This window comes from Gottfriedia sp. NPDC057991 (assembly GCF_042886615.1).
Taxonomy (GTDB): Bacteria; Bacillota; Bacilli; order Bacillales; family Bacillaceae_G; genus Gottfriedia.
The window spans coordinates 465425-486385 of sequence record NZ_JBHVQN010000005.1 but is presented as its reverse complement, the minus strand read 5'-3'; the positions used below and the strand labels follow the sequence as shown (position 1 = coordinate 486385).

The following is a 20961-nucleotide window of genomic DNA, read 5'->3' as shown; positions in this document are numbered from 1 at the left end:
GTTGGAACGCCGTATGCGGTGAAAGTCGCACGTACGGTGTGAACAGGGGGAAAAGGGAGCGATAACTTCAAACCCTTACCTATCTGTATCAATAAGAAATGGAAATGATTAATGACAAATTGACAGTTTAAGGTAAATGAAACTACTAGGGTGTCTTCAAAAAAATGAAAACGTCAGCTAATCATGGAATATTAACTGGTATATCACCTTTAATATTGTAGGGTGTTTTAAATTTATTTAATACTTCAGATTTTTTGTTTTTGTAAAATAATTTCTTCTTTTTTGTGTTATAATTTTAGAGTGAGATTGTAAAATGGGCATCTTAGAATTTCTAAAAGGAGTAAAATTTTTAAAATGAAATGGTTGATTGTATTTGGACCAGTAATAGAATTAGTATTATATGCAATAGTTTCTAGGTTTTGGGTAAGTGATTTTAAAGAAATAAAACCAATAATTATTTTGCAAATAGTACTTTACACTTTTCTTATTACACCATTATTACTTTGGGGATATATGTTAAAGCACTAATAAATATAATTTTACAATGAAGTAAGCATACCAATGAAAATTCGGGAAGAATGCTTTTTTTCCTTATTTTTCTTGGCCAATAGGATTGTTATGCAACTAATTTAGCGTTTGTATTATAAGGTCAACCAGTAATTTCTGGTTGACCATTTTTTATATGGTCTAATCATTAAAGTAGGCGGGGCAGAACGAAGCTTGCGTGGGCTTAGCCCCCGTCAACTAAACAGTTCACCCCCTACTTTTAGAAACATGCTTTGGGCTGGTTGGGACAAATGTTTAATCAATAGCGAAGACAGGGTTCTTATTCAACATAATGGAAAGTAGTAATCGTAAAAAGAGACCTCCTTTTTACATTTGGCATTATATTTGTTCAGCTGTGAATTTGGATTTTGCTACTTTTTCTGGCATTGTTAAGAAAATAACTGCGATGACGATACATATACCACCTAGTAATTGGTATACTCCGAAAGATTCCTTTAGCCAAGTAATAGAAACTATAGTTGCTACAAGTGGTTCAATACTCGATAAAATACTAGTCTCTGTTGCTGATAAATATTTTAGGCTACCGATGTAGAGAAGAAAAGAAAGTGTACCTATTATAATAATTAAAATTAGCATAGAGAATGTTGACAACGTAAAAGTTTGTGAGTATTGCTTCCATTCAAAAGAATGATTGTAAATAAATAATGCAATACCTCCGATTAGCATACCCCAGCCAATAATAAGAGTCGTCCCCCATTTTTGAATAAGTGAAGCAGGGTGAAGTGTATAGAAGGTAAAACCAATAGCTGTTAACAGTCCGAATAAAATAGTTTCCTTAGACATGACAATATTATGGGCTGATCCATTTGTAATAATAAAGTATGTGCCGATCAGTGCAGAGAAAATTGCTAGTACTTGCATAATAGAAGGCAGTTTTTTATTCTGTATTGCAACAAAAATAGTAATGAGAACTGGTCCTAAAAATTGGAATAGAGTAGCGGTCACAGCGTTGCTAATATGCACAGTTTCAATAAAAGCATATTGTGCGCCAAGCATCCCGAGAATTGAGAAAATGATAAGGTGTAATAGATGACGTGGTTGTTGCCAAATACGAAATATATTTTGTTTTTTTGTAAGTAAGAAACATAAAATAAAGACTCCCGCAAGTAAGAGGCGAATTACTAAATAGTCGATAGATGATAGTGTCGTACGTTGAAAAAACCATTGAATTAATGGACCTGATAATCCCCATAAAGTAGCTCCTGTAAGAATCATAAATAGTCCAAGACGTCTGCTGTTTTGCATGATCATGATGCTCCTTTCAAAAATTGATTTTATTCGATTTACATGATAAAAAGTATTATATATAATCTCTGGTACTGTATAAAGTATCAATAATGCATTTCATTAAGGGGTCAGATTTTATGTTAGAGTTAACACCAAATTTGAATATTGAGTCAAAAATGCCGTTGTATGTACAGTTATATGGATATATAAAAGAAGAAATAAGAAGTGGAAAAATCCCTCCTATGACGAAGCTTCCAGCAAAAAGAAAGTTAGCAATGTATTTAGAAGTGAGTAAAAATACAGTTGAATCGGCATATGAACAACTTTTGGCAGAAGGCTATATTGAATCAGTTTCACGTAAGGGGTATTTTGTATGTGAAATTGAGCAAATGATGCGTACAGAGAAAAAAAGAGAATCCGTTAAGGAAGTATTATACGGAGAACAGATATATAAATATGATTTTACACAAACCGGTGTAGATCCAAAGTCATTTCCATTCGCTGTCTATCGGAAAATTTCAAATGAAGTATGGCAACAAGAAAATAAGGACCTGCTATTTCTTGGTCATCCTCAAGGTGAATCCAACTTGCGTGAAGAGATTGCAAAATATTTATATGAATCAAGAGGTGTTAGATGCTCATCGAGTCAAATTGTAATAGGAGCCGGAACCCAATTTTTAATAAGAATCTTGTTTCAGTTACTAAAGGGAAGGCATTTTGCAGTTGAAAATCCAGGGTATCATCGAAAGTTGGTTGTTTTTGAGAAGGGAGAAGAAAATGTTCAAATGATCCCACTTGATGAGGATGGGATCTGTATTGCAGCTTTAGAAGCTAGCAATGCGAAAGTTATTTTCGTTACACCGTCTCACCAATTTCCTTGTGGAATGATTATGCCAATTAAAAGAAGAGGACAACTATTACAATGGGCACAAGAGGAGTATGGACGTTATATTATTGAAGATGATTATGACAGTGAATTTCGTTACTCTGGAAAACCGATTCCAGCATTGCAGGGGCTTGACACAGAGGGAAACGTAATATACATGGGAACATTTTCAAAAGCGTTACTTCCATCATTACGAATGAGTTATATGGTGTTGCCAAAACAGCTGATTAAATTGTATCATTCACAATATTTATTTTACACACAAAGTGTTTCGAGAATTGATCAAGAAATCATTAGAAGATTTTTAAACGAGGGTCATTGGGAAAAACATATTCATAAAATGCGAGTTGTATACAGAAAAAAGAGAGATGTACTTGTTTCGGCGATCGAAAGGTACTTTTCTAATAAAGTGGAAGTGATAGGAGAAGATTCTGGCTTACATATTTTATTAAAGGTTCACAATGGAATGTTAGAAGAAGAGCTAATAAATAGAGCGGCTGAAAATAGTATTAAAGTATATCCAGTTTCAATGTATTATAGTGAAGGGCACAATCCAAAAAATACAGTATTACTTGGATTTGCAATTTTATCAGAGTCTGAGATTGAAGAGGCTATTCGATTGCTATATAATTCATGGTTCAAAATATAACATGATAGTAAAATAAATAATGCTAAAAGAACAAGAGAAGGCAGCGAAATAATCGCTAGACAATAGAATAAAATGAATTGAATAGCAAGTGAAAAACAGAAAAGCCCCTTATAGGATTTTTCTGTTTTTTGTTATCAAGATTCATTCTTTCCAAACTTGTTCCATTAGAATAACAATCATGGTACCTACGAGTAATCCATTACTTAAAACATATTTAAAGGTAGATGGTACTCCGCTAAATGCACTTTCTGGAAGAAACATTATTCCCAAACTAATTAATAATGAAACTCCTAATATCGTTAATCGACGTTGATTTAATTCTTCACGTAAAATCGATTGAAATGAAATTCCGATCATTTGGACAAATGTTGCTAAAAGTGCGGCATTTGCAATAGGACCTGGTAACAAGGATATAAATCTTACAAAAGAGGGAATAAAAGAAATTCCAGCTAATATAAGATTTGCTATAAGGAATGGCTTTACTTTTTTTTGTCCTGTTAGTTGAATAAATCCTGCTGATGCAGGTAATGGTACAACGCCAATTGTAGAGAACAACGACGTGAAAACATGTGATATACCTCCGACCCATATACCACGGTTCAATGTTTGTCTTTCATTTTCTTTAGATAGCGGAGCGACTTGTTTTACAGCCGAAATAGCAGCAATTGTGTTTGCAACTAATAGGAATGTAAATAAAGTGACAGTTAGGGTTATCCCAATATCTAACTTAGGCATGCCCCAAGCAAAGACCTCAGGAAACTTAACTAAAGGTGTATCAGAAGGAAGATGGGACGGTTTTCCAAATACAGCATACAAAAGCCAACCACTTGAAATTCCAAGTAACACAGCGTAACTTTTCATCCATCCTTTCCCCTTAATTGATAAGAAAGTAATAAGGGCAAAAACAAAGAGTGCAATAGTAGCTAATGCATAATTAGGATGAGTTACTGTTCCTTGTAATCCCATCATTCCTTTTAGTAACACACCACTAAGCTGAAGAGCTAAGATTAAAAGAAATGTTCCTGTAACCAAAGGGGTAAATAAACGTAGAATTCGATGCACAAGTCCTGTTATCCCAAGGACGAAAAGTAATAGACCCGCAATAATTAATCCACCTTCTAAAAGTTGGAGTACATCTTTTGCACTTTGTCCTTGATGCATAGCTACTTGACCTAATATGACAAATATACTTACCCATGAACCGGCAGGACCATCCGCAATGGGATAGCGATGCCCTAACCATGCTTGTAAAAAAGAACTCACTCCCACAACTTAAAAAGTTCGCTGCATTAAAGTTGAAATGTCATCAATTGATAAATGGAATATGCCTCCAATAATGATTAGCAATGCAATTGCATTTGCTAATAGAAACACAAACCACTATAAGATACTAAAGCTAGTATCAACATATTTATTATTCATATTAATCTCCCTTGCTTAAAAAAGAACCTTATAGAAAAAATCCATCTTTTCTATAGTGGTAGATTAAAAAAGATGGATTTCTAAGGTTTATATAGTGTAAGTTTATTTTAATTTAATAGAAATATTTTTTAAAAATTTACCATTTACGATAAGGTAAGAATTTACCATTAAGTGTTAGGATTACACGGTCACCATTTGGATCTTCTTTTTTCTCCACACCTAGTTCGAAATCAATTGCACTCATGATACCTTCACCAACTTTTTCTTGAATTAATTCTTTAATAGTTGGTCCGTACACTAATAACATTTCATATAAACGATATAAGATTGGGGCAGTAGGAGGCATTTGCATTGCACCACCTCTATGTGGAATGATCGTTAAAGCTTGAACTACTTCTTCATCTAACTCTAACAGTTCAGCCATTTTTTCTGCTTCTGGACGAGTCATTGTAGCTTGTCCTAATAATGCTGTTACAACCCAAGACTCAGAGTTCTCACTTACTTTTGAAATTTCTTACCATGTTAAACCTTTTGCAATTTTTGCTTCCATAATTTTTTGAGTAGCTTCTTTTCTATTCATGTTTATTAACTTCCTTCCATTAAGTAATAATAATTAATTTTTGACTTCATTTAATGTTTTATATCCATCAACTAGTAAATCTAATTTACCTGTGTGGGGGTCAATAGCTAAACCATGTACAGGAATATCTTTTGGTATAAATGGATGATTTCTTACTAAATCAGTGTTAGTTTGAATTGAATCGTTGACATGATCAAATCCAAATAACCACTTTTCAAGGTCAATTCCAGCATATTCAATAGCTGAGAAAATTTCTGGTGAAGATACTCCACGATCCAATATTTTTTGAAGTGTTCCTTTTGGATTACTGTGACTCATTCCACATGCATGATGTCCAATAATATAAATTTCTTCTGCATTTAATTCATAAACAGCTGTTACAACACTTCGCATGATACTACCGAAGGCATCCGTAATCGTACCACCTGCATTTTTGATGATTTTTGCATCACCATTGTGTAAATCTAAAGCTTTTGGAAGTAGCTCAATTAAACGAGCGTCCATGCAAGAGACAACAACCATACGTTTTTGAGGCATTTTTGTTGCTTCATAAGGTAGGTATTCCTTGTTTTGTACAAATTGTTCATTGTACGCTAAAATTTCATGTAATAACATATTTATAACCACCTTTAAATTTAGATGTATATCTTTGGTGTGTCCTCTAAGATTTTAGTAATGTGATGTAAGAGGATAGACTAAGTATAGTGAATTGTATCGATCAGCAGAATAAGTTGACGAAAAACTATCTGACTTTCTACTTTCATGATGAAAGGATTGATTTATATCATTGATCAAACAGATTTTGAGATACTTAAATTATTAGGAGAACACTCAAGAATTCAATGGAAAGAACTTGGTCAAAAAATACATATGACAGGGCAGGCTGTAGGAAATCGAATTCGAAGACTAGAGGATTTAGGGATTATTGAACAATATACAATCGCAATAAACCGAATCAAATTAGGACAAATAGTGACTGCATTTGTTACTGTGTTCGTAAAAACAGCTAATCATCAAGCTTTTAAGACTTTCTTTCAAGAAGAAGAAGCAGTTTCTGAAGTACATCGTACAAGTGGTGAAGGATGCTATTTATTAAAAACGCATTTTGCTTCAAATGAAGAGTTGGATACATTTCTAGAAAAACTATTAGAGTACGGGAATTATCGTGTTAACCTATCAATAGGAAAGTTAAAATAAAGATAATCACATTTGTAAACTGACACAAATTACGAATAGAGACAAGCCAAACCAAAAAAAGCCCGATAAAGGGCTTTTCTAGTTTTGTAATGTAAATAAATAATTGCTAAACTTTACTAGCTTTAACGGTTATAAAATAATCCCACTTGTATACATAGTCACTTTTGTATTGATCTCAAAAGGAACTTTTGAATAGTCCTTTTCCCAATTTATCTTCTTCCATGTATCAGGATGATAGGCCATTAAATATCTACCAATCCCTAATGCATCACAATTTGTTTCTTGAAGAATGCTAATTACTTCTTTTAGCTCCTTTTCGATATTTTTAGCAATTTTGTTTTCTATTTCCCTTTTCTTGATATTGCTAGCTAAATCTTCGCCAGTATACTCGATTAAATCAATCTTTATTTTTAAATCGATCTTTACTTTAGGATGCTTTTCATTTTTAATTTGTAGGTTTCTTTTTATACTTTTTACTTTAAAAGAGATAATCTCATTATTGCTCCCCATTGGTTCTGACAAACTCATCGTACTACTTTTTTTGTCTTGCAGTAATAGCAATAATTTTGACTGTTTATTATTTAGGGTCTTACCGGTAAATCGATTGTTTTCTAAAAGTGCCACACCTTTAATTTTTATTGTTTCATCATCTAGTTTTTCTAAATAAGGGACCACTAAATCCGTACCTGGATCGTCCATTTTTTTGTAAATAGTTTCTTGTGTCTCTTTTGGAATAACAGAAATATTTTCAGCTGCCTCAAGCATTTCTGAAAGTGACTCACTGATAGAAATATCTTTATAAGTTTGCATTTCAATAATACTAGAGGCCTGTCCTTTTACGATTGCTACTCGTGAAGTTAGTGGGTTTCTAATAAATCGGAAAAAGGTATCAAAATAAGGATACAAATTGTTTTTTGCCAGGTTTTCACCTAATAGCATCACTAGCAATTTGTTGGGTGAAAAACTACCAGGAATTTGGTAATCAATATTGTTACGTACATCTCTTATACTTGCGCCTTGATCATTAACAATATAATTAGTGGCCTCGGTTTGGTCACCTTTTGCGATATTAGCACTGACGCTTGCAGTTCCCTTAATATTGTCATTAGGAAGTTGGTCAAATGCAATACTTAGTACTAATGCAGAGTCCTTCAAGGAGTGTTGATCCCAGCAACCTGTTAAAAAGAAGATTAATAAATAAGTAATATAATGATATTTTTTCATGACAGTTTCATTTCCTTACTTTTAATCTTAAAGAGTAGGGATATACATAAGATCAACGTTGGTATCAATAGGATAAAAATTATACTCAAAATAGATATAGTTTTTATTAGTATATCGAGAAATTCTATTGAAGAAGGTACTAAATTACCAATTAGAAATACAATTATGCAAATAGTAAGAGTAGAAAATGTACTAGTTCTATTCCTTTTTATTAAATTTGAAATACCAGTATTCGCCAAATTTATATAAGACACATAAGAAGAGGCAATGATGACAAACCAAACTGAAAGAAATAGTAAATCAAGTCGCTCTAGCTCTTTGAAAAAAGTTAAAGTTTTAAAGAGATAAATTGTCGGTTCCGGAATTAACTGTAGTTCTTTTTTACTGAAAAATACGAAACATAAAACAACAATAAATAGATTAATCAGTGTAATAAATAGTATAGAAAAAATAGAGCTTTTTATTGTTTTTATATGAGGACCTTTAACATATGGGTAGACAACTAAGAGACACTCAAAACCATGTAAGAAATAATAAGACGTATAACTTCCTTTCAATATATGGGTAAAATTAACTTGAGCAACTGGTAGTAAAAACTTCCATTCCACCTTTTGAAACGCTTCGATACTAAAAATAAAAATGATTAAAAATGTCCAAAAAGATAATTGGAAAAATCGAGTCATCGTTCGAATATTTTCTTTCCCTAAATAGATTCCAATTATCAATAAAAGGAGTAAAATACTCCAAGCTGGTGAGTTTGGAAAAACCCATTTGCTAAAAACAAATAAGTATGATTGATTAATAAAATAAGCTATAAAAATAAAATATAAAATATAACTGATTTTTAATATTCCACCGATCCATTTTCCGAAAAAAAACGTACAAATTTCAAAAATTGTTAAATTAGGGAACCGCTTAAGTAGAAATGAATATAGGAATATAGTACATACAGAAAATAGACAAGAAATTAATAAAGAAATCCATCCATCGTAAGAACTTTCTTTATATAAATACATTGGTAACGTTAATGTTGCAACATTTAATTGAACGATTACCATATAAAAAAATAATTGAAAGGATGAAATAGTCTCATTTTGCTTAATTATCATTTTTTCCACCCTTTCGTATCTTGGGACTGAATCGTATCAGTAGGCTGTGCATTTGTCGGTCGAGTCTTCATTTTCCAATTTGGCACTCTTATCAAGGTATCCTTTAAATCCTTTATTCGAATCGGTGCAAGAGGTGAAAAGTATGGAGAACCAAAAGATTCTAGTTTAACAATATGAATAAAAATAATCGTTAAACCGAATATAATACCAACAAATCCATAGATTGATGCCAAAATAATCATTGGAAAGCTTAATAATCGAAGCGTAAAACTCATTTCATGAACAGGAACAACAAATGATGCAACTGCTGTGATGGCGAGTACTACTGTCATGGGATTTGAAACTAAATTAGCCTCTACAATAGCTGTTCCGATAACGAGCCCTCCTACAATGCCGATCGTTTGAGCAATTGGGCTTGGGAGTCGAATGGATGCTTCTCTTAATAATTCCAAAATCAATTGCATAATGACCGCTTCGACAAATGGTGAAAATGGTACAAATTCGATGCTGTTTTGAATTGTAGTAACTAATTCATATGGGAGAATTTCATAACCAAATGAAACAACTGATATGTATACTGCAGGTAAAGTTATACAAAGAAAAAAACTAAATAGCCGTATGATTCTTAAAAAGGACCCAACTAAAACTCTCCCATTATAGTCATCAGGAGTTTGAAAAAACATAAAAAAAGTAGCTGGCATAATTGAAACGGTAGGACTACCTTCAACGATTACGGCAATTTTACCGTCAAACAAATTTGAAATAACTCGATCAGGACGCTCTGTTTTTAATAATTGTGGGAAAGGAGAAAAAGAACTATCCTCGATAAATTCTTCCAGTTTACCTGATGTTAAATTATTTTCAAGTTGAATTGAATGAATACGATTTTTAACATTTTGTAGAATATCTTTATTTACTATATTATCTAAATATAAAATTCCAACATTTGTAGCAGGATCACCAATTTTTACAATTTCCGTTTTAAAATGTGAACTTCTAATTCTATTTCTTATATAATTTACATTTTTACTTAGGCTCTCAACAAAACCGTCATGAGCACCTGAAACGACTTTTTCATTTACAGGTTCACTAGTTGATCTTACTTCAAATAAAATAGTATCTATTATATAGGCTTCCTTGGATCCATCCTCTAATATGATTGTATTTCCATTAATAAGAGATACATTAATTTCGTTAAAACAATCAGTTGTAGAAATATTTGAAACCGGAAGATCAGTCATAATATTTCCATGTTTGATATTTAAAAGTACCTTTATAATTTTTTCATTAATAATATCTTTATTTGAGATTGTATCGATAAAAGCAATACATAGTGGTCTATTATTGAAAGTAATCTTTCTTGTTTTAAAATCAAAAACATTTGAAAACTCTTCTTTTAATTTTTCTAAATTACTATTAATGTCTTTAGAAATTGTAATTGTTTGTTCCGTTTTCAATAATATTCCACCTCCTATCGTGTATTGTTTGTAAAATAGAAAAACATATTCATTGGTCAGATTAAGTAATTGAATGATTATAAATAAAGAAAAGGGCTATCTCATGGGTCAGAATAACTGACATGTGAGAGCCCTATTTTTGATTGTAATAATAAAATAGTGTGGACTAGCGCTAGTTGGAGGTATATTTTCGATCTTTTCATAGATAATTGGCAGATTTGTTCAATATAGAGCATATTTGCAAGTTCTCCCTTTGAAAGTATCTACCATTGTACATGTTTTAGGGCATATTACCTTAACCGGTAGGGGTAACTATTAATTTTATTTGCGATTCTTGGATATTTAATTGCAGTTTTGCTAGTTTTATTTGCGATTCTCTAAATTTAATTGCTGTTTTGCCAATTTTATTTGCGATTTTCAGATTTTATTTGCAGTCCAGATTTTTTCTTACTTTTTTTACAAACTATTAATTTAATGTATATAAAAGTGAAAAAAATGTAAAAAAGTTTGAATTGAATGAATTTTGCAAAATATCAATCATGCCAACTCTCAATATAATGAATCTATCTTAAGAAAAGGAAGAAGGTTAGTAGATGAAAAAGAAAATGTTTAAAAATGTTACTACATTAGCATTAACAACAGGACTTATTAGCACTACATTAACACCGGTTTCATTTTCACATCAGGTTCATGCACAAGCTACTTCAAAGATTGATCAAGTATTAGCAAATTTGACTCCTCAGCAACGTGAGGCAATTAAGCAATTGAAATTAAGTGACAAAGAGGGTCTGCAATTATCTTCTGATGTCGATCAAACAAGTGACAAGCTTACATCTGTCATTGTCGAGTTTAAGGACAAGCCCGAGCAGACGGCTGTTTTAGAAGCTGCCTCAAATGGTGAAACGTTATCAGTAAAAGATGCACAAGAAAATGTAAACGCTTCACACGAGACATTCCAAAAAGATTTAAAAACAATGTTTAGTAGTGAATTAAAAGAAAAGAAAAATCCATATTCAATTAAACGTTCATATAAAAAAGCATTTAATGGTGTTTCAATGACCATACCTGCAAACAAAATAAAAAATCTACTTAAATCAAGCTCAGTAAAAGCTGTTTATAGTGATTTACAAGTTCAAGTAGAGCCACCATCAATCAGTGAATCAGCAACTACAGGGTCACAAGCCGCGACACATACAATGGTTACATTCCCAGGAGTTGAAAAACTTCATGAAGAAGGCTATACAGGTAAAGGTGTAAAAGTTGGTATTCTTGATACTGGAATTGATTATAACCACCCAGATTTAAAAGGTGCTTTTAAAGGTGGATACGATTTCGTTGATAATGATAATGATCCGATGGAAACGACATATGCAGATTGGAAGAAGTCAGGGCAGGCTGAGTTAGCTACAAATGGTGAAGCGTATTATACTGAGCATGGAACACATGTTGCTGGTATTATTGCAGGACAAGGGAAAAATACTGGAGACCTTTCGGTGACAGGTGTCGCACCGGATGCGGATATTTATTCTTATCGTGTTCTAGGACCATATGGATCCGGTTATACTTCAGCTATTTTAGCAGGACTTGATAAAGCAGTTTCAGATGGAATGGACATAATTAATATGTCACTTGGTGCAAATTACAATGATCCATTATATCCTACAACGATTGCTGTTAATAATGCCGTTCTTGCTGGTGTAACTGCGATTGTCGCAGCAGGAAACTCTGGGAATACAATGTATTCATTAGGTGCCCCTGGTACTTCACCACTGGCTATTACAGTTGGGGCTAGCGACACATCTATAACGATTCCGAATTATACTGGAACATTAAAATCGTCTACAGGAAATGTTCCGGCTGATTTAAAATTAGCAGCTCAAGGTTATACGGATAACGTAGCGGATTTTGAAGGGAAAACTGTACAATTAGTCAATGTATTATATGGCACAGAAGCTTCGTATTTGACGGGAGCTGTTGGTACTTCTACACCAATCGATGTAAAAGGAAAAGTTATATTAGCCCAACGAGGTAGCATTGGTTTAACTCAAATCATAGCGAATGCGAAAGCGCATGGTGCAATCGGTGCTGTATTATATGATTCACCGGTACCAAATGGAGATGTATACCTTGGAGAAGGTTACGGATATATACCGACATTTTTAATTAGTAACGCACAAGGAAAAGCTTTAGCTGCTAAAATAGGAGGATTGAGTACTGCTGGTGCTTCGCTTGATTTTACATTTAGTAATATGACAAAATTAGTCACAACAGGCGATAAATTAGCTCCATTCAGTTCACGTGGTCCATCTCGCGTATTATACGATATTAAACCTGAAGTAACAGCACCGGGTGTATCTGTATTCTCGACTGTTCCTTCTTATATGCACGGGGCAGATCAAATCGGACACTATAATTATGCTTATGAGCGATTATCTGGTACATCGATGGCAACACCAAACGTTGTTGGGGTAGCAGCTCTAATTAAGCAAGCACATCCTGACATGGATACTTCAGATATTAAAGCGACGTTGATGAATACAGCAGATCCTTTATCTGATAAATATAGTGTATATGAAGTTGGTGCAGGGCGTGTAAACCCATACAATGCGGTTCATGCACAAACTGAAATCCAAGTTAAAGACAAGACTTCAACTGTTAAAAATGTAACAAATAGTATAACAACTTTAGCAGATAAGGGAATTAAACAGATAAAAAACATTACAGGTGCGTTAAGTTTTGGTGAACAAGCTGTTGAGGGTAAAGATCTTTCGGATCAACGTTCAATCACTTTATTTAACAAAAGTTCTATTGATAAGACATATGACGTAAAAGTTCAGTTCCAAACGTTGGATGCTCGTTTTACTGACGACTCTAGAGCAGACCAAGATGCTGCCGCAAATGGTGTGTCATTAGATGTAAAATCATCTGTAAAAGTAAAAAAATACAGCAGTACAAATATGGAAGCTACGATTAACGTTCCTAAAACTGCAAAACTAGGAACATATGAAGGGTATGTAGTGTATACAAATCAAAAGAACCCTGATGAAACATATAAAATTCCATTTGCGATTCATACAGTTAAAGAAGGAATTGACTATGTGACAGGTAACCCATCAGCTTATACAATAGCGTATGAAGCAGGTAGTAATGCGACTAGATGGTCAATTGGAGCAAACTTTAAACTGAATTCACATATGCGATATTTTGATTTCTTCCTAGTGGATCCAAAAACAAACGAAGAAATCGGATTCTTAGGCTCAGCTGATGGAATGGGTGCAGACGAGAATACTGAATATTATTTCAGAGGCGTGCTGAACGAAGGGAAATATTACCCATTAACGGGTAACCCAGACAATCCAATTACTTATGACTTTAAACGCACGGATCCTGGATTGTATAAAATTAGAATGGTTGGCACAAACGATAGAGGGGAAATTTTCACATCAGATGCACCGGTATACTATGGAGAAAGAGAGCCAAAGGTAACCATGAACAATATGAAGGCTGGAGGCATTTACGAAATAGCTAATCCAACCGACACAAAAGTGACTGTATCCGGAAATGTATTTGATAAAGACATTGATGAGATGAAGGCAGCAGGTATTACTGCTTCTCAAGGTGATAATAATTTTACGTATTATAATCCTACTAATTCATCAGAAAAAAGTATCCCACTAGATGCACAAGGAAATTTCAACGGGGAAATACCTTTAAGTACATCTGGTCCAATTGTTAATGCAATTACTGAGTACGACTTTACAGATTATAGCAAAGCATCTGTTAGAAATTATGGTAGTATGATAGATGCGTATTTTGTAAGAAAAGGAACTGCATATACAACGGCAATCGCAGATAAACAACGTATCAATATGGGTGATTCTACGACAGTAACGTTCTCTACAAAAAATGTGAATACAAATGTGAAGAAAGCTGTGTTTTCTTTCAAATACCCAAGCGCTTTCCTTGATGTGGTGAATGTTCAACCGAATGCGGCATTTAAAGGCAAACTAGATGTTCAATACACGAAAGGTTCTGACGATCTCGGTAAAACGTTAATGACCATAACTGTAACTGCGACTGGAGACCTTGCGAATACTGGCATAGCTGGAGATGCATCATTAGTAGACGTAACATTCAAAGCAAAAGATGTCTACTATAAAGGGCCAATGAACTTCTATAGTCCATCTGGCGGTAGATTCTTTAGCGCTGTTTATACAAATGTGGATAATAGTACAGTAACGACACAAGGTATTCAACCATATTTCTATGTTACTCCAACCTATTCATTATTGAGAGCAGGTGTTTCAGCAGAAGGATTAACGAAGTTTGGTGGTTTAGAACCTGAACCGAAACAAATTGACTATAACAAAGCGGGTGCAAAAATTAGCGTAACAGATAGTAAAGGGAAAGAATATGGTGTAACTGATCCATTAGGTTATACTTCTACAAACACTCAATTATCTAGAACAAGATTACCGATTACAGATGATAATTTTAAACTGAAAATTGACGTGCCAGGTCACTTTACAGTAACGAAAGACTTTACAATCGGATTAAAAGAGGATGGAAAAGTGACAGCAGGATCGAAACCAGTTGATTATGACTATACTCCTGGTGGAGATGTGAATAAAGATAATGTCATTGACGTAAATGATGCGTTATTCATTCAAACGTATTGGGGAACAAATAAGCGCGATGCGGATATTAACTTTGATGGCGTTGTTGATGCAAAAGATATGCAATACGTTATCAATAACTACATGATGCAAAATCCATGGAATGAAAATTCTCCAAAAGCAGTTAAGAAATACAAAGGTAAAACATTAGATGATGTGTTACAAGCACTTGGTTTAGAGTAATTTAAATATGACTAGAAAGCGGTAATCTCTAAAGAGGTTACCGTTTATTTTAATTCATTGTGTTAATACGAGATCAGAATCTATATAAGAGTACTAATCCCAACAATTTGTTAAAAAGAAATACTAAAATATGAGGGATATAATAGAATTTATTTCTAAATTATGACAAAAAAATCAATACTTAACGAATAAACAGAAGATTTTTGTAAAAAAAAGTAGAATTGAATGAATTTTGCAAAATGTCGATTGTGCCAACTCTCCGTATAATGAATCTATCAAAGGAAAGATAGATAGAAAGATAGAAAGAGGGTTATTAAATGAAAAAGAAAATGGTAAGAAATGTTACTACTCTAGCATTAACAACAGGTCTTATTAGCACTGCGCTTTCACCGGTTTCATTTTCACACAATGTTCATGCTCAGTCGACTTCTAAGATTGATCAAGTACTAGCAAACCTTACGCCACAGCAGCTACAGGCAATTAAGCAATTGAAATTAACTGACAAAGAGGGTCTTCAATTATCTTCTGAAATTGATCAAACAAGTGACAAGTCTACATCTGTCATTGTCGAGTTTAAGGATAAGCCTCAGCAGACAGCTGTGATAGAAGCGGCATCAAATGGTGATACGCTTTCAGCAGCGGATGCACAGGCAAAAGTTGACGATTCACATGAAACATTCCAAAAAGATCTAAAAACTATTTTCAGTAGTGAATTAAAGGCAAATAAAAATCCATATACCATTAAACGCTCATATAAGAAAGCATTTAATGGGGTTGCAATGACGATTCCAGCTAACAAAATAAAATCACTTCTTAAATCGGGAGCAGTACAATCTGTTTATAGTGATTTACAAGTTCATGTAGAGCCACCGTCGATTAGTGAATCTTCAACATCAGGAACGCAGGCTGCAACTCATACATCTGTTACTTTCCCAGGTATCGAAAAACTTCATGAAGAAGGCTATACAGGAAAAGGCGTAAAAGTTGGTATTCTAGATACTGGAATTGATTATAACCACCCAGATTTAAAAGATGCGTTTAAAGGTGGTTACGATTTCGTTGATAATGACAATGATCCAATGGAAACGACATACGCAGATTGGCAGAAGTCCGGTAAGCCCGAATTAGCTTCAAGTGGTGAAGCATACTATACTGAGCACGGAACACATGTTGCGGGTATCATTGCTGGACAAGGGAAAAATAAAGGAGATCTTTCAGTAACAGGCGTTGCACCGGATGCTGATATTTATTCTTATCGTGTTCTAGGAGCATATGGGTCTGGCTCAATGTCTGCGATCTTGGCGGGACTTGATAAAGCAGTATCTGATGGAATGGACGTTATCAATATGTCTCTTGGTGCAGATTACAATGATCCATTGTATCCTACAACGATTGCCGTTAACAATGCTGTTCTAGCAGGTGTGACAGCAGTTGTTGCTGCAGGAAATTCAGGAAGTAGTATGTATACGTTAGGTGCGCCAGGTAACTCGCCTTTAGCGATTACAGTTGGGGCAAGCGATACGTCTGTGAATATTCCGACTTATACAGGAACATTAAAAGCTCCTACGGGTGATGTTACAGTAGATTTAAAACTAACAGCTCAAGGTTTAACTGATAACGTAGCAGATTTTGAAGGGAAAACTGTGAAATTAGTCAATGTATTATATGGCACTGAAGCTTCGTATGAGGGAGTTGATGCAAAGGGGAAAGTTGTATTAGCTCAACGAGGTAGTGCTTCTTTAAGCCAACTTATCAGTACAGCTAAAGCACATGGAGCAATCGGTGCTGTATTATATGACACACCAGTTCCTAACGGTGATGTGTACCTTGGAGAAGGTTTCGGATATATTCCGTCATTTTTAATTAGTAACGCTCAAGGAAAAGCTTTAGCTGCTCAAATAGGAGGATTGGCTACTGCTGGTGGTTCTATGGACTTTACTTTTAGTAATATGAAGCAAGTAGTCACAACTGGTGATAAATTAGCGTCATTCAGTTCACGTGGTCCATCTCGAGTGTTATATGATATTAAGCCTGAAGTAACAGCACCAGGTGTATCTGTATTCTCTACTGTGCCATCTTACATGCATGGGGCGGATCAAGTCGGTAACTATAATTATGCTTATGACCGCTTATCTGGAACATCAATGGCAACGCCTAACGTTGCAGGGGTAGCAGCTCTAATTAAGCAAGCGCATCCTGATATGACGCCTGCAGATGTTAAAGCAACACTGATGAACACAGCAGATCCACTATCTGATAAATATAGTGTATATGAAGTTGGGGCAGGACGTGTAGACCCATACAATGCTGTTCATGCACAAACGGAGATTCAAGTAAAAGATAAAACTTCAACCATTAAAGATAATTCAACGAATTATGGTGGGACAACTCTAGCAAGTAAGGGAATTAAACAAATTAAAAACATTACCGGTGCAGTTAGCTTTGGAGAACAAGCTGTTGAAGGGAAAGATCTGACAGATTCACGTTCAATGACTTTATTTAATAAATCTTCTGTCGATAAAACATATGACGTAAAGGTTCAGTTCCAGACGTTAGATGCACGTTCTACAGATGATTCTAGGGTAAGCCAAGATGCAGCAGCTAATGGGGTTTCATTAGATGTGAAATCATCTGTAAAAATCAAAAAATACAGCAGTGCAAATATGGATGCAACAATCAACGTACCTAAATCTGCAAAACTAGGAACGTATGAAGGATATATTGTCTATACAAATCAAAACAATCATAATGAAACATATAAAGTTCCATTTGCGATTCATACAGTAAAAGAGGGTATTGAGTATTTAACAACTAATCCTTCACCAGCTTATACAATACCATATGAATCAGGAAGTAATTACACTAGATGGTCACTAGGCGTAGACTTTAAATTAAATTCACATATGCGTTATTTTGAATTCTTCCTTGTGGATCCAAAAACTGACAAAGAAATCGGATTCTTAGGCTCAGCCGATGGAATAGGAGCAGATGAGAATAAGGATTATTATTACCGAGGTGTATTAAACCAAGGCCAATATTATCCATTAACTGGAGATCCAGACAATCCTATTGCGTTTGATTATAAAGAAACGGATCCAGGATTATATACAATTCGAATGGTAGGAACGAATGATAAAGGCGAGAATTTCACAGCAGATGCACCAGTATATTATGGTGTCAAAGAGCCTAAAGTTACGATGAATAACGTGAAAGCTGGAGGTATTTACGAAACAGCTAATCCAACTGACACAAAAGTGACTGTATCAGGAAATGTATTTGATAAAGACATCGATGAGATGAAGGCAGCGGGTATCACTGCTTCTCAAGGCGATAATACTTTTACGTATTATAATCCTACTAATTCAGCAGAAAAAAGCATCCCACTTGATGCACAAGGAAATCTCAACGCGGAAATTCCTTTAAGTACATCAGGTCCAATTGTGAATGCTATTACTGAGTATGATTTCACAGATTATAGCAAATCAACTGTTCGAAATTATGATAGTGTGATAGATGCTTATTTTGTAAGACAAGGAACGGCTTATACAACGGCAATTGCTGATAAACAACGTGTAAACATGGGTGATTCTACGACTGTAACGTTCTCATCAAAAAATGTGAAAACAAATGTAAAGAAAGCAACGTTCAGCTTTACTTATCCAAATCAATACATTGATGCAATAAATGTTCAACCGAATGCGGCATATAAAGGTAAGCTAGATGTTCAATATACGAGTGTTGATAAAGGTGGCGGAAGAACGTTAATGACGATTACTGCTTCAGCTACTGGAGATCTTGCGAATACTGGTATTGCTGGAGATGCCTCATTAGTAGACGTAACGTTTAAAGCAAAAGATCTTTACAACAAAGCCCCAATGGCCTTTTACAGTCCAAATGGTGCTAATAGGTTCTTCAGTGCTGTTTACACAAATGTGGACAATAGTACAGTAACGACACAAGGTATTCAACCATATTTCTATGTTACACCGACATACTCACTTATGAGAGGCGGAGTTCAGGCAGAAGGATTAATGAAATTTAATGGTTTAGAGCCTGAAATGAAACAACTTGACTACAATAAAGCGGGTACAAAAATTAGCGTCAAAGATTCAAAAGGTAAAGAATATGGTGTAACGGATCAGCTAGGATACTCTGGTACATCACCATTCGCGTTCAGAACGAGATTACCATTAACTGATGACACATTTACACAAAAAATTGATGTGCCTGGACACTTTACATTTACGAAAGATTTTACAATAGGCTATAAAGAAGATGGAAAAGTGACAGCTGGATCGAAACCAGTTAATTATGAATATATTCCTGGTGGAGATATGAATAAAGATAATGTCATTGACGTAAATGACGCGTTATACATCCAAACGTATTGGGGTACAAATAAGCGTGATGCGGACATTAACTATGATGGTGTAGTTGACGCAAAAGATATGCAATATGTTATCAATAACTATATGATGCAAAATCCTTGGAATGATAATTCGCCAAAACCAGTTAAGAAATATAAAGGTAAAACATTAGATGATGTGTTAGAAGCACTTGGTCTAAATTAATCTATAAAATAACAGAAAATCGGTAATCTCAAGTGAGGTTACCGATTCTTTTTATTCATTCCTCTATATCAACAGGCAATTTAATCTGATCTTTGTACAAATCAAAATACAATTGACCATTCGTTCCACGAACACAATATGAAACATCAGCTAATTTCAAACCTCGTCGCTCAATTTCAGTAACGATCCAATCTTTTGTTAAGTGGTTTTGAGTGATGTTTTTATCAACCATTTGACCATCCATAATGAGTTCAATAGGGAAATTTGATTGCGAAGGACTAGAAATTCCCAAATCTTCTCTAGTTACAAAACGATATAATGGTTTCTTTAATATAGATAAATGTCCATCAGGTTCAAAAATAGCGAATTCTACCTCATCTATATCAAATATATCTCTCCTTCTCAGTGCTTGATTGAATGAATCCATTGAAATTCTTAATTTTTCTATGTTTTTTTCAAGGATCTTACCATCTTGTATAACAACAGTAGGCTCTCCATTGAATATTGCTCTAGCTTTTTTATTCTTTAATGAAACCAAAGTAGCAAGGAATAAAAACGTGCAAAGAATGATTAATGCAGTTAGATAGTTACTGAATCTTATTGAAGTATTAAACGTTAAATTACCTGCAATAGAACCTATTGTAATAGAAGTAATATAATCATGATAAGTCATCTTTGAAATGGTTTGTTTTCCTAGTATGTGGGTAATACAAATAAGTAAAATAAATGCTGAAAAAGTTCGAACTATGACGTCAATTGTTCCAATCATTACCTTCACCTTTAACTTTTTTCTTATTTTATTTTTTCTTAAAAGAAATAGATAATACGTAAAAGTAGATTCTTTTGTAAGGAACAATTAAATTTCCATTCCAATTTAAATATGAAAAACCTACACACTTATGCAGGTTTTAATAGTTTTGATTACTATTCATAATATGGTACATGGAAGTAAGGTTAGAGAACTATTTAATAAACCGGATGCTGGCTTTGACAAGGTGGAAATCCATTAATATCTTGAATCATATTGAAATCGTACTGTTTTAGAGCAAATTGTGATTGATACATATATTCAATAATTAGAACCTTTGAACCAGATACACCACACAATACTCCTGATGTACCTTGCCCATTTGCTAAAGAAACTCCTACTGGTTGACCTACTAAATATCTTATTTATTGACTCCAAGGCATTTTGATCACTCCTTTCAAATAA

Annotated in this window: 12 protein-coding genes and 2 pseudogenes; 5 read left to right on the top strand and 9 right to left on the bottom strand. The window is 34.1% G+C overall.

Features of this window, described 5'->3' with window-relative positions; all coding sequences use genetic code 11:
- Nucleotides 1-354: 354 nt before the first annotated feature.
- Nucleotides 355-528, top strand: coding sequence for a hypothetical protein (locus tag ACFVR2_RS18785; protein WP_387365062.1), 174 nt, complete (start codon nt 355-357; stop codon nt 526-528).
- 357 nt (nt 529-885) lie between these two features.
- On the opposite strand, the gene ACFVR2_RS18780 is transcribed toward ACFVR2_RS18785, so the two are convergent.
- Nucleotides 886-1812, bottom strand: a complete 927-nt coding sequence (locus ACFVR2_RS18780) for a DMT family transporter (protein WP_387365059.1) — start codon at nt 1810-1812, stop codon at nt 886-888.
- Nucleotides 1813-1931: 119 nt separating this feature from the next.
- Here ACFVR2_RS18780 and pdxR point away from each other — a divergent pair, with 119 nt between their 5' ends.
- Complete coding sequence (gene pdxR / locus ACFVR2_RS18775; protein WP_387365056.1) at nt 1932-3329, top strand: MocR-like pyridoxine biosynthesis transcription factor PdxR; 1398 nt, start codon at nt 1932-1934, stop codon at nt 3327-3329.
- Between the two features lie 141 nt (nt 3330-3470).
- Here the strand turns inward: pdxR and ACFVR2_RS18770 are convergent.
- The 3 genes and pseudogenes from ACFVR2_RS18770 to ACFVR2_RS18760 all read right to left on the bottom strand — a co-directional run bounded on the left by ACFVR2_RS18770 (nt 3471) and on the right by ACFVR2_RS18760 (nt 5946).
- Nucleotides 3471-4703 (bottom strand): annotated as a pseudogene (locus ACFVR2_RS18770) (purine/pyrimidine permease).
- Between the two features lie 184 nt (nt 4704-4887).
- Nucleotides 4888-5331: pseudogene (cynS, locus tag ACFVR2_RS18765) on the bottom strand (cyanase).
- A gap of 33 nt (nt 5332-5364) precedes the next feature.
- Complete coding sequence (locus ACFVR2_RS18760; RefSeq protein WP_387365053.1) at nt 5365-5946, bottom strand: beta-class carbonic anhydrase; 582 nt, start codon at nt 5944-5946, stop codon at nt 5365-5367.
- A gap of 150 nt (nt 5947-6096) precedes the next feature.
- Here ACFVR2_RS18760 and ACFVR2_RS18755 point away from each other — a divergent pair, with 150 nt between their 5' ends.
- Nucleotides 6097-6528 (top strand): Lrp/AsnC family transcriptional regulator, encoded by a 432-nt coding sequence (locus ACFVR2_RS18755; protein ID WP_387365102.1) that lies wholly within the window; start codon nt 6097-6099, stop codon nt 6526-6528.
- A 129-nt stretch (nt 6529-6657) separates the two neighbouring features.
- On the opposite strand, the gene ACFVR2_RS18750 is transcribed toward ACFVR2_RS18755, so the two are convergent.
- Genes ACFVR2_RS18750 through ACFVR2_RS18740 form a run of 3 tightly spaced genes read right to left on the bottom strand, consistent with a single transcriptional unit; the run spans nt 6658 to nt 10318 of the window.
- Complete coding sequence (locus ACFVR2_RS18750) at nt 6658-7752, bottom strand: Ger(x)C family spore germination protein (RefSeq protein WP_387365050.1); 1095 nt, start codon at nt 7750-7752, stop codon at nt 6658-6660.
- Complete coding sequence (locus tag ACFVR2_RS18745) at nt 7749-8861, bottom strand: GerAB/ArcD/ProY family transporter (protein ID WP_387365047.1); 1113 nt, start codon at nt 8859-8861, stop codon at nt 7749-7751. The genes ACFVR2_RS18750 and ACFVR2_RS18745 overlap by 4 nt, the downstream gene beginning before the upstream one ends.
- Nucleotides 8858-10318 carry a spore germination protein gene (locus tag ACFVR2_RS18740; RefSeq protein ID WP_387365044.1) on the bottom strand — a complete coding sequence of 487 codons (1461 nt, stop codon included), beginning with the start codon at nt 10316-10318 and terminating at the stop codon, nt 8858-8860. The genes ACFVR2_RS18745 and ACFVR2_RS18740 overlap by 4 nt, the downstream gene beginning before the upstream one ends.
- 593 nt (nt 10319-10911) lie before the next feature.
- On the opposite strand from ACFVR2_RS18740, the gene ACFVR2_RS18735 reads away from it, so the two are divergent.
- Together ACFVR2_RS18735 and ACFVR2_RS18730 are read left to right on the top strand one after the other, a co-directional pair.
- Complete coding sequence (locus ACFVR2_RS18735; protein WP_387365041.1) at nt 10912-15177, top strand: S8 family serine peptidase; 4266 nt, start codon at nt 10912-10914, stop codon at nt 15175-15177.
- A 317-nt stretch (nt 15178-15494) separates the two neighbouring features.
- The gene (locus tag ACFVR2_RS18730) at nt 15495-19748 is read left to right on the top strand and encodes a S8 family serine peptidase (protein ID WP_387365038.1); all 4254 of its coding nucleotides are present in this window, start codon (nt 15495-15497) and stop codon (nt 19746-19748) included.
- A 55-nt stretch (nt 19749-19803) separates the two neighbouring features.
- Here ACFVR2_RS18730 and ACFVR2_RS18725 read toward each other — a convergent pair whose 3' ends face one another.
- Nucleotides 19804-20517, bottom strand: a complete 714-nt coding sequence (locus ACFVR2_RS18725) for a DUF421 domain-containing protein (RefSeq protein ID WP_387365035.1) — start codon at nt 20515-20517, stop codon at nt 19804-19806.
- Between the two features lie 197 nt (nt 20518-20714).
- Nucleotides 20715-20921: a hypothetical protein gene (locus ACFVR2_RS18720; RefSeq protein ID WP_387365099.1), complete on the bottom strand. Its 207-nt coding sequence runs from the start codon at nt 20919-20921 to the stop codon at nt 20715-20717.
- Between the last annotated feature and the right edge of the window lie 40 nt (nt 20922-20961).

Excerpts from the sequence above, each read along its gene's own strand:
- ACFVR2_RS18780 (WP_387365059.1), bottom strand. The coding sequence starts at position 1,812 with ATGCAAAACAGCAGACGTCTTGGACTATTTATGATTCTTACAGGAGCT.
- ACFVR2_RS18750 (WP_387365050.1), bottom strand. The coding sequence starts at position 7,752 with ATGAAAAAATATCATTATATTACTTATTTATTAATCTTCTTTTTAACA.
- ACFVR2_RS18755 (WP_387365102.1), top strand. The coding sequence starts at position 6,097 with ATGAAAGGATTGATTTATATCATTGATCAAACAGATTTTGAGATACTT.
- ACFVR2_RS18785 (WP_387365062.1), top strand. The coding sequence starts at position 355 with ATGAAATGGTTGATTGTATTTGGACCAGTAATAGAATTAGTATTATAT.
- ACFVR2_RS18735 (WP_387365041.1), top strand. The coding sequence starts at position 10,912 with ATGAAAAAGAAAATGTTTAAAAATGTTACTACATTAGCATTAACAACA.
- ACFVR2_RS18725 (WP_387365035.1), bottom strand. The coding sequence starts at position 20,517 with ATGATTGGAACAATTGACGTCATAGTTCGAACTTTTTCAGCATTTATT.
- ACFVR2_RS18745 (WP_387365047.1), bottom strand. The coding sequence starts at position 8,861 with ATGATAATTAAGCAAAATGAGACTATTTCATCCTTTCAATTATTTTTT.
- ACFVR2_RS18730 (WP_387365038.1), top strand. The coding sequence starts at position 15,495 with ATGAAAAAGAAAATGGTAAGAAATGTTACTACTCTAGCATTAACAACA.
- pdxR (WP_387365056.1), top strand. The coding sequence starts at position 1,932 with ATGTTAGAGTTAACACCAAATTTGAATATTGAGTCAAAAATGCCGTTG.
- ACFVR2_RS18760 (WP_387365053.1), bottom strand. The coding sequence starts at position 5,946 with ATGTTATTACATGAAATTTTAGCGTACAATGAACAATTTGTACAAAAC.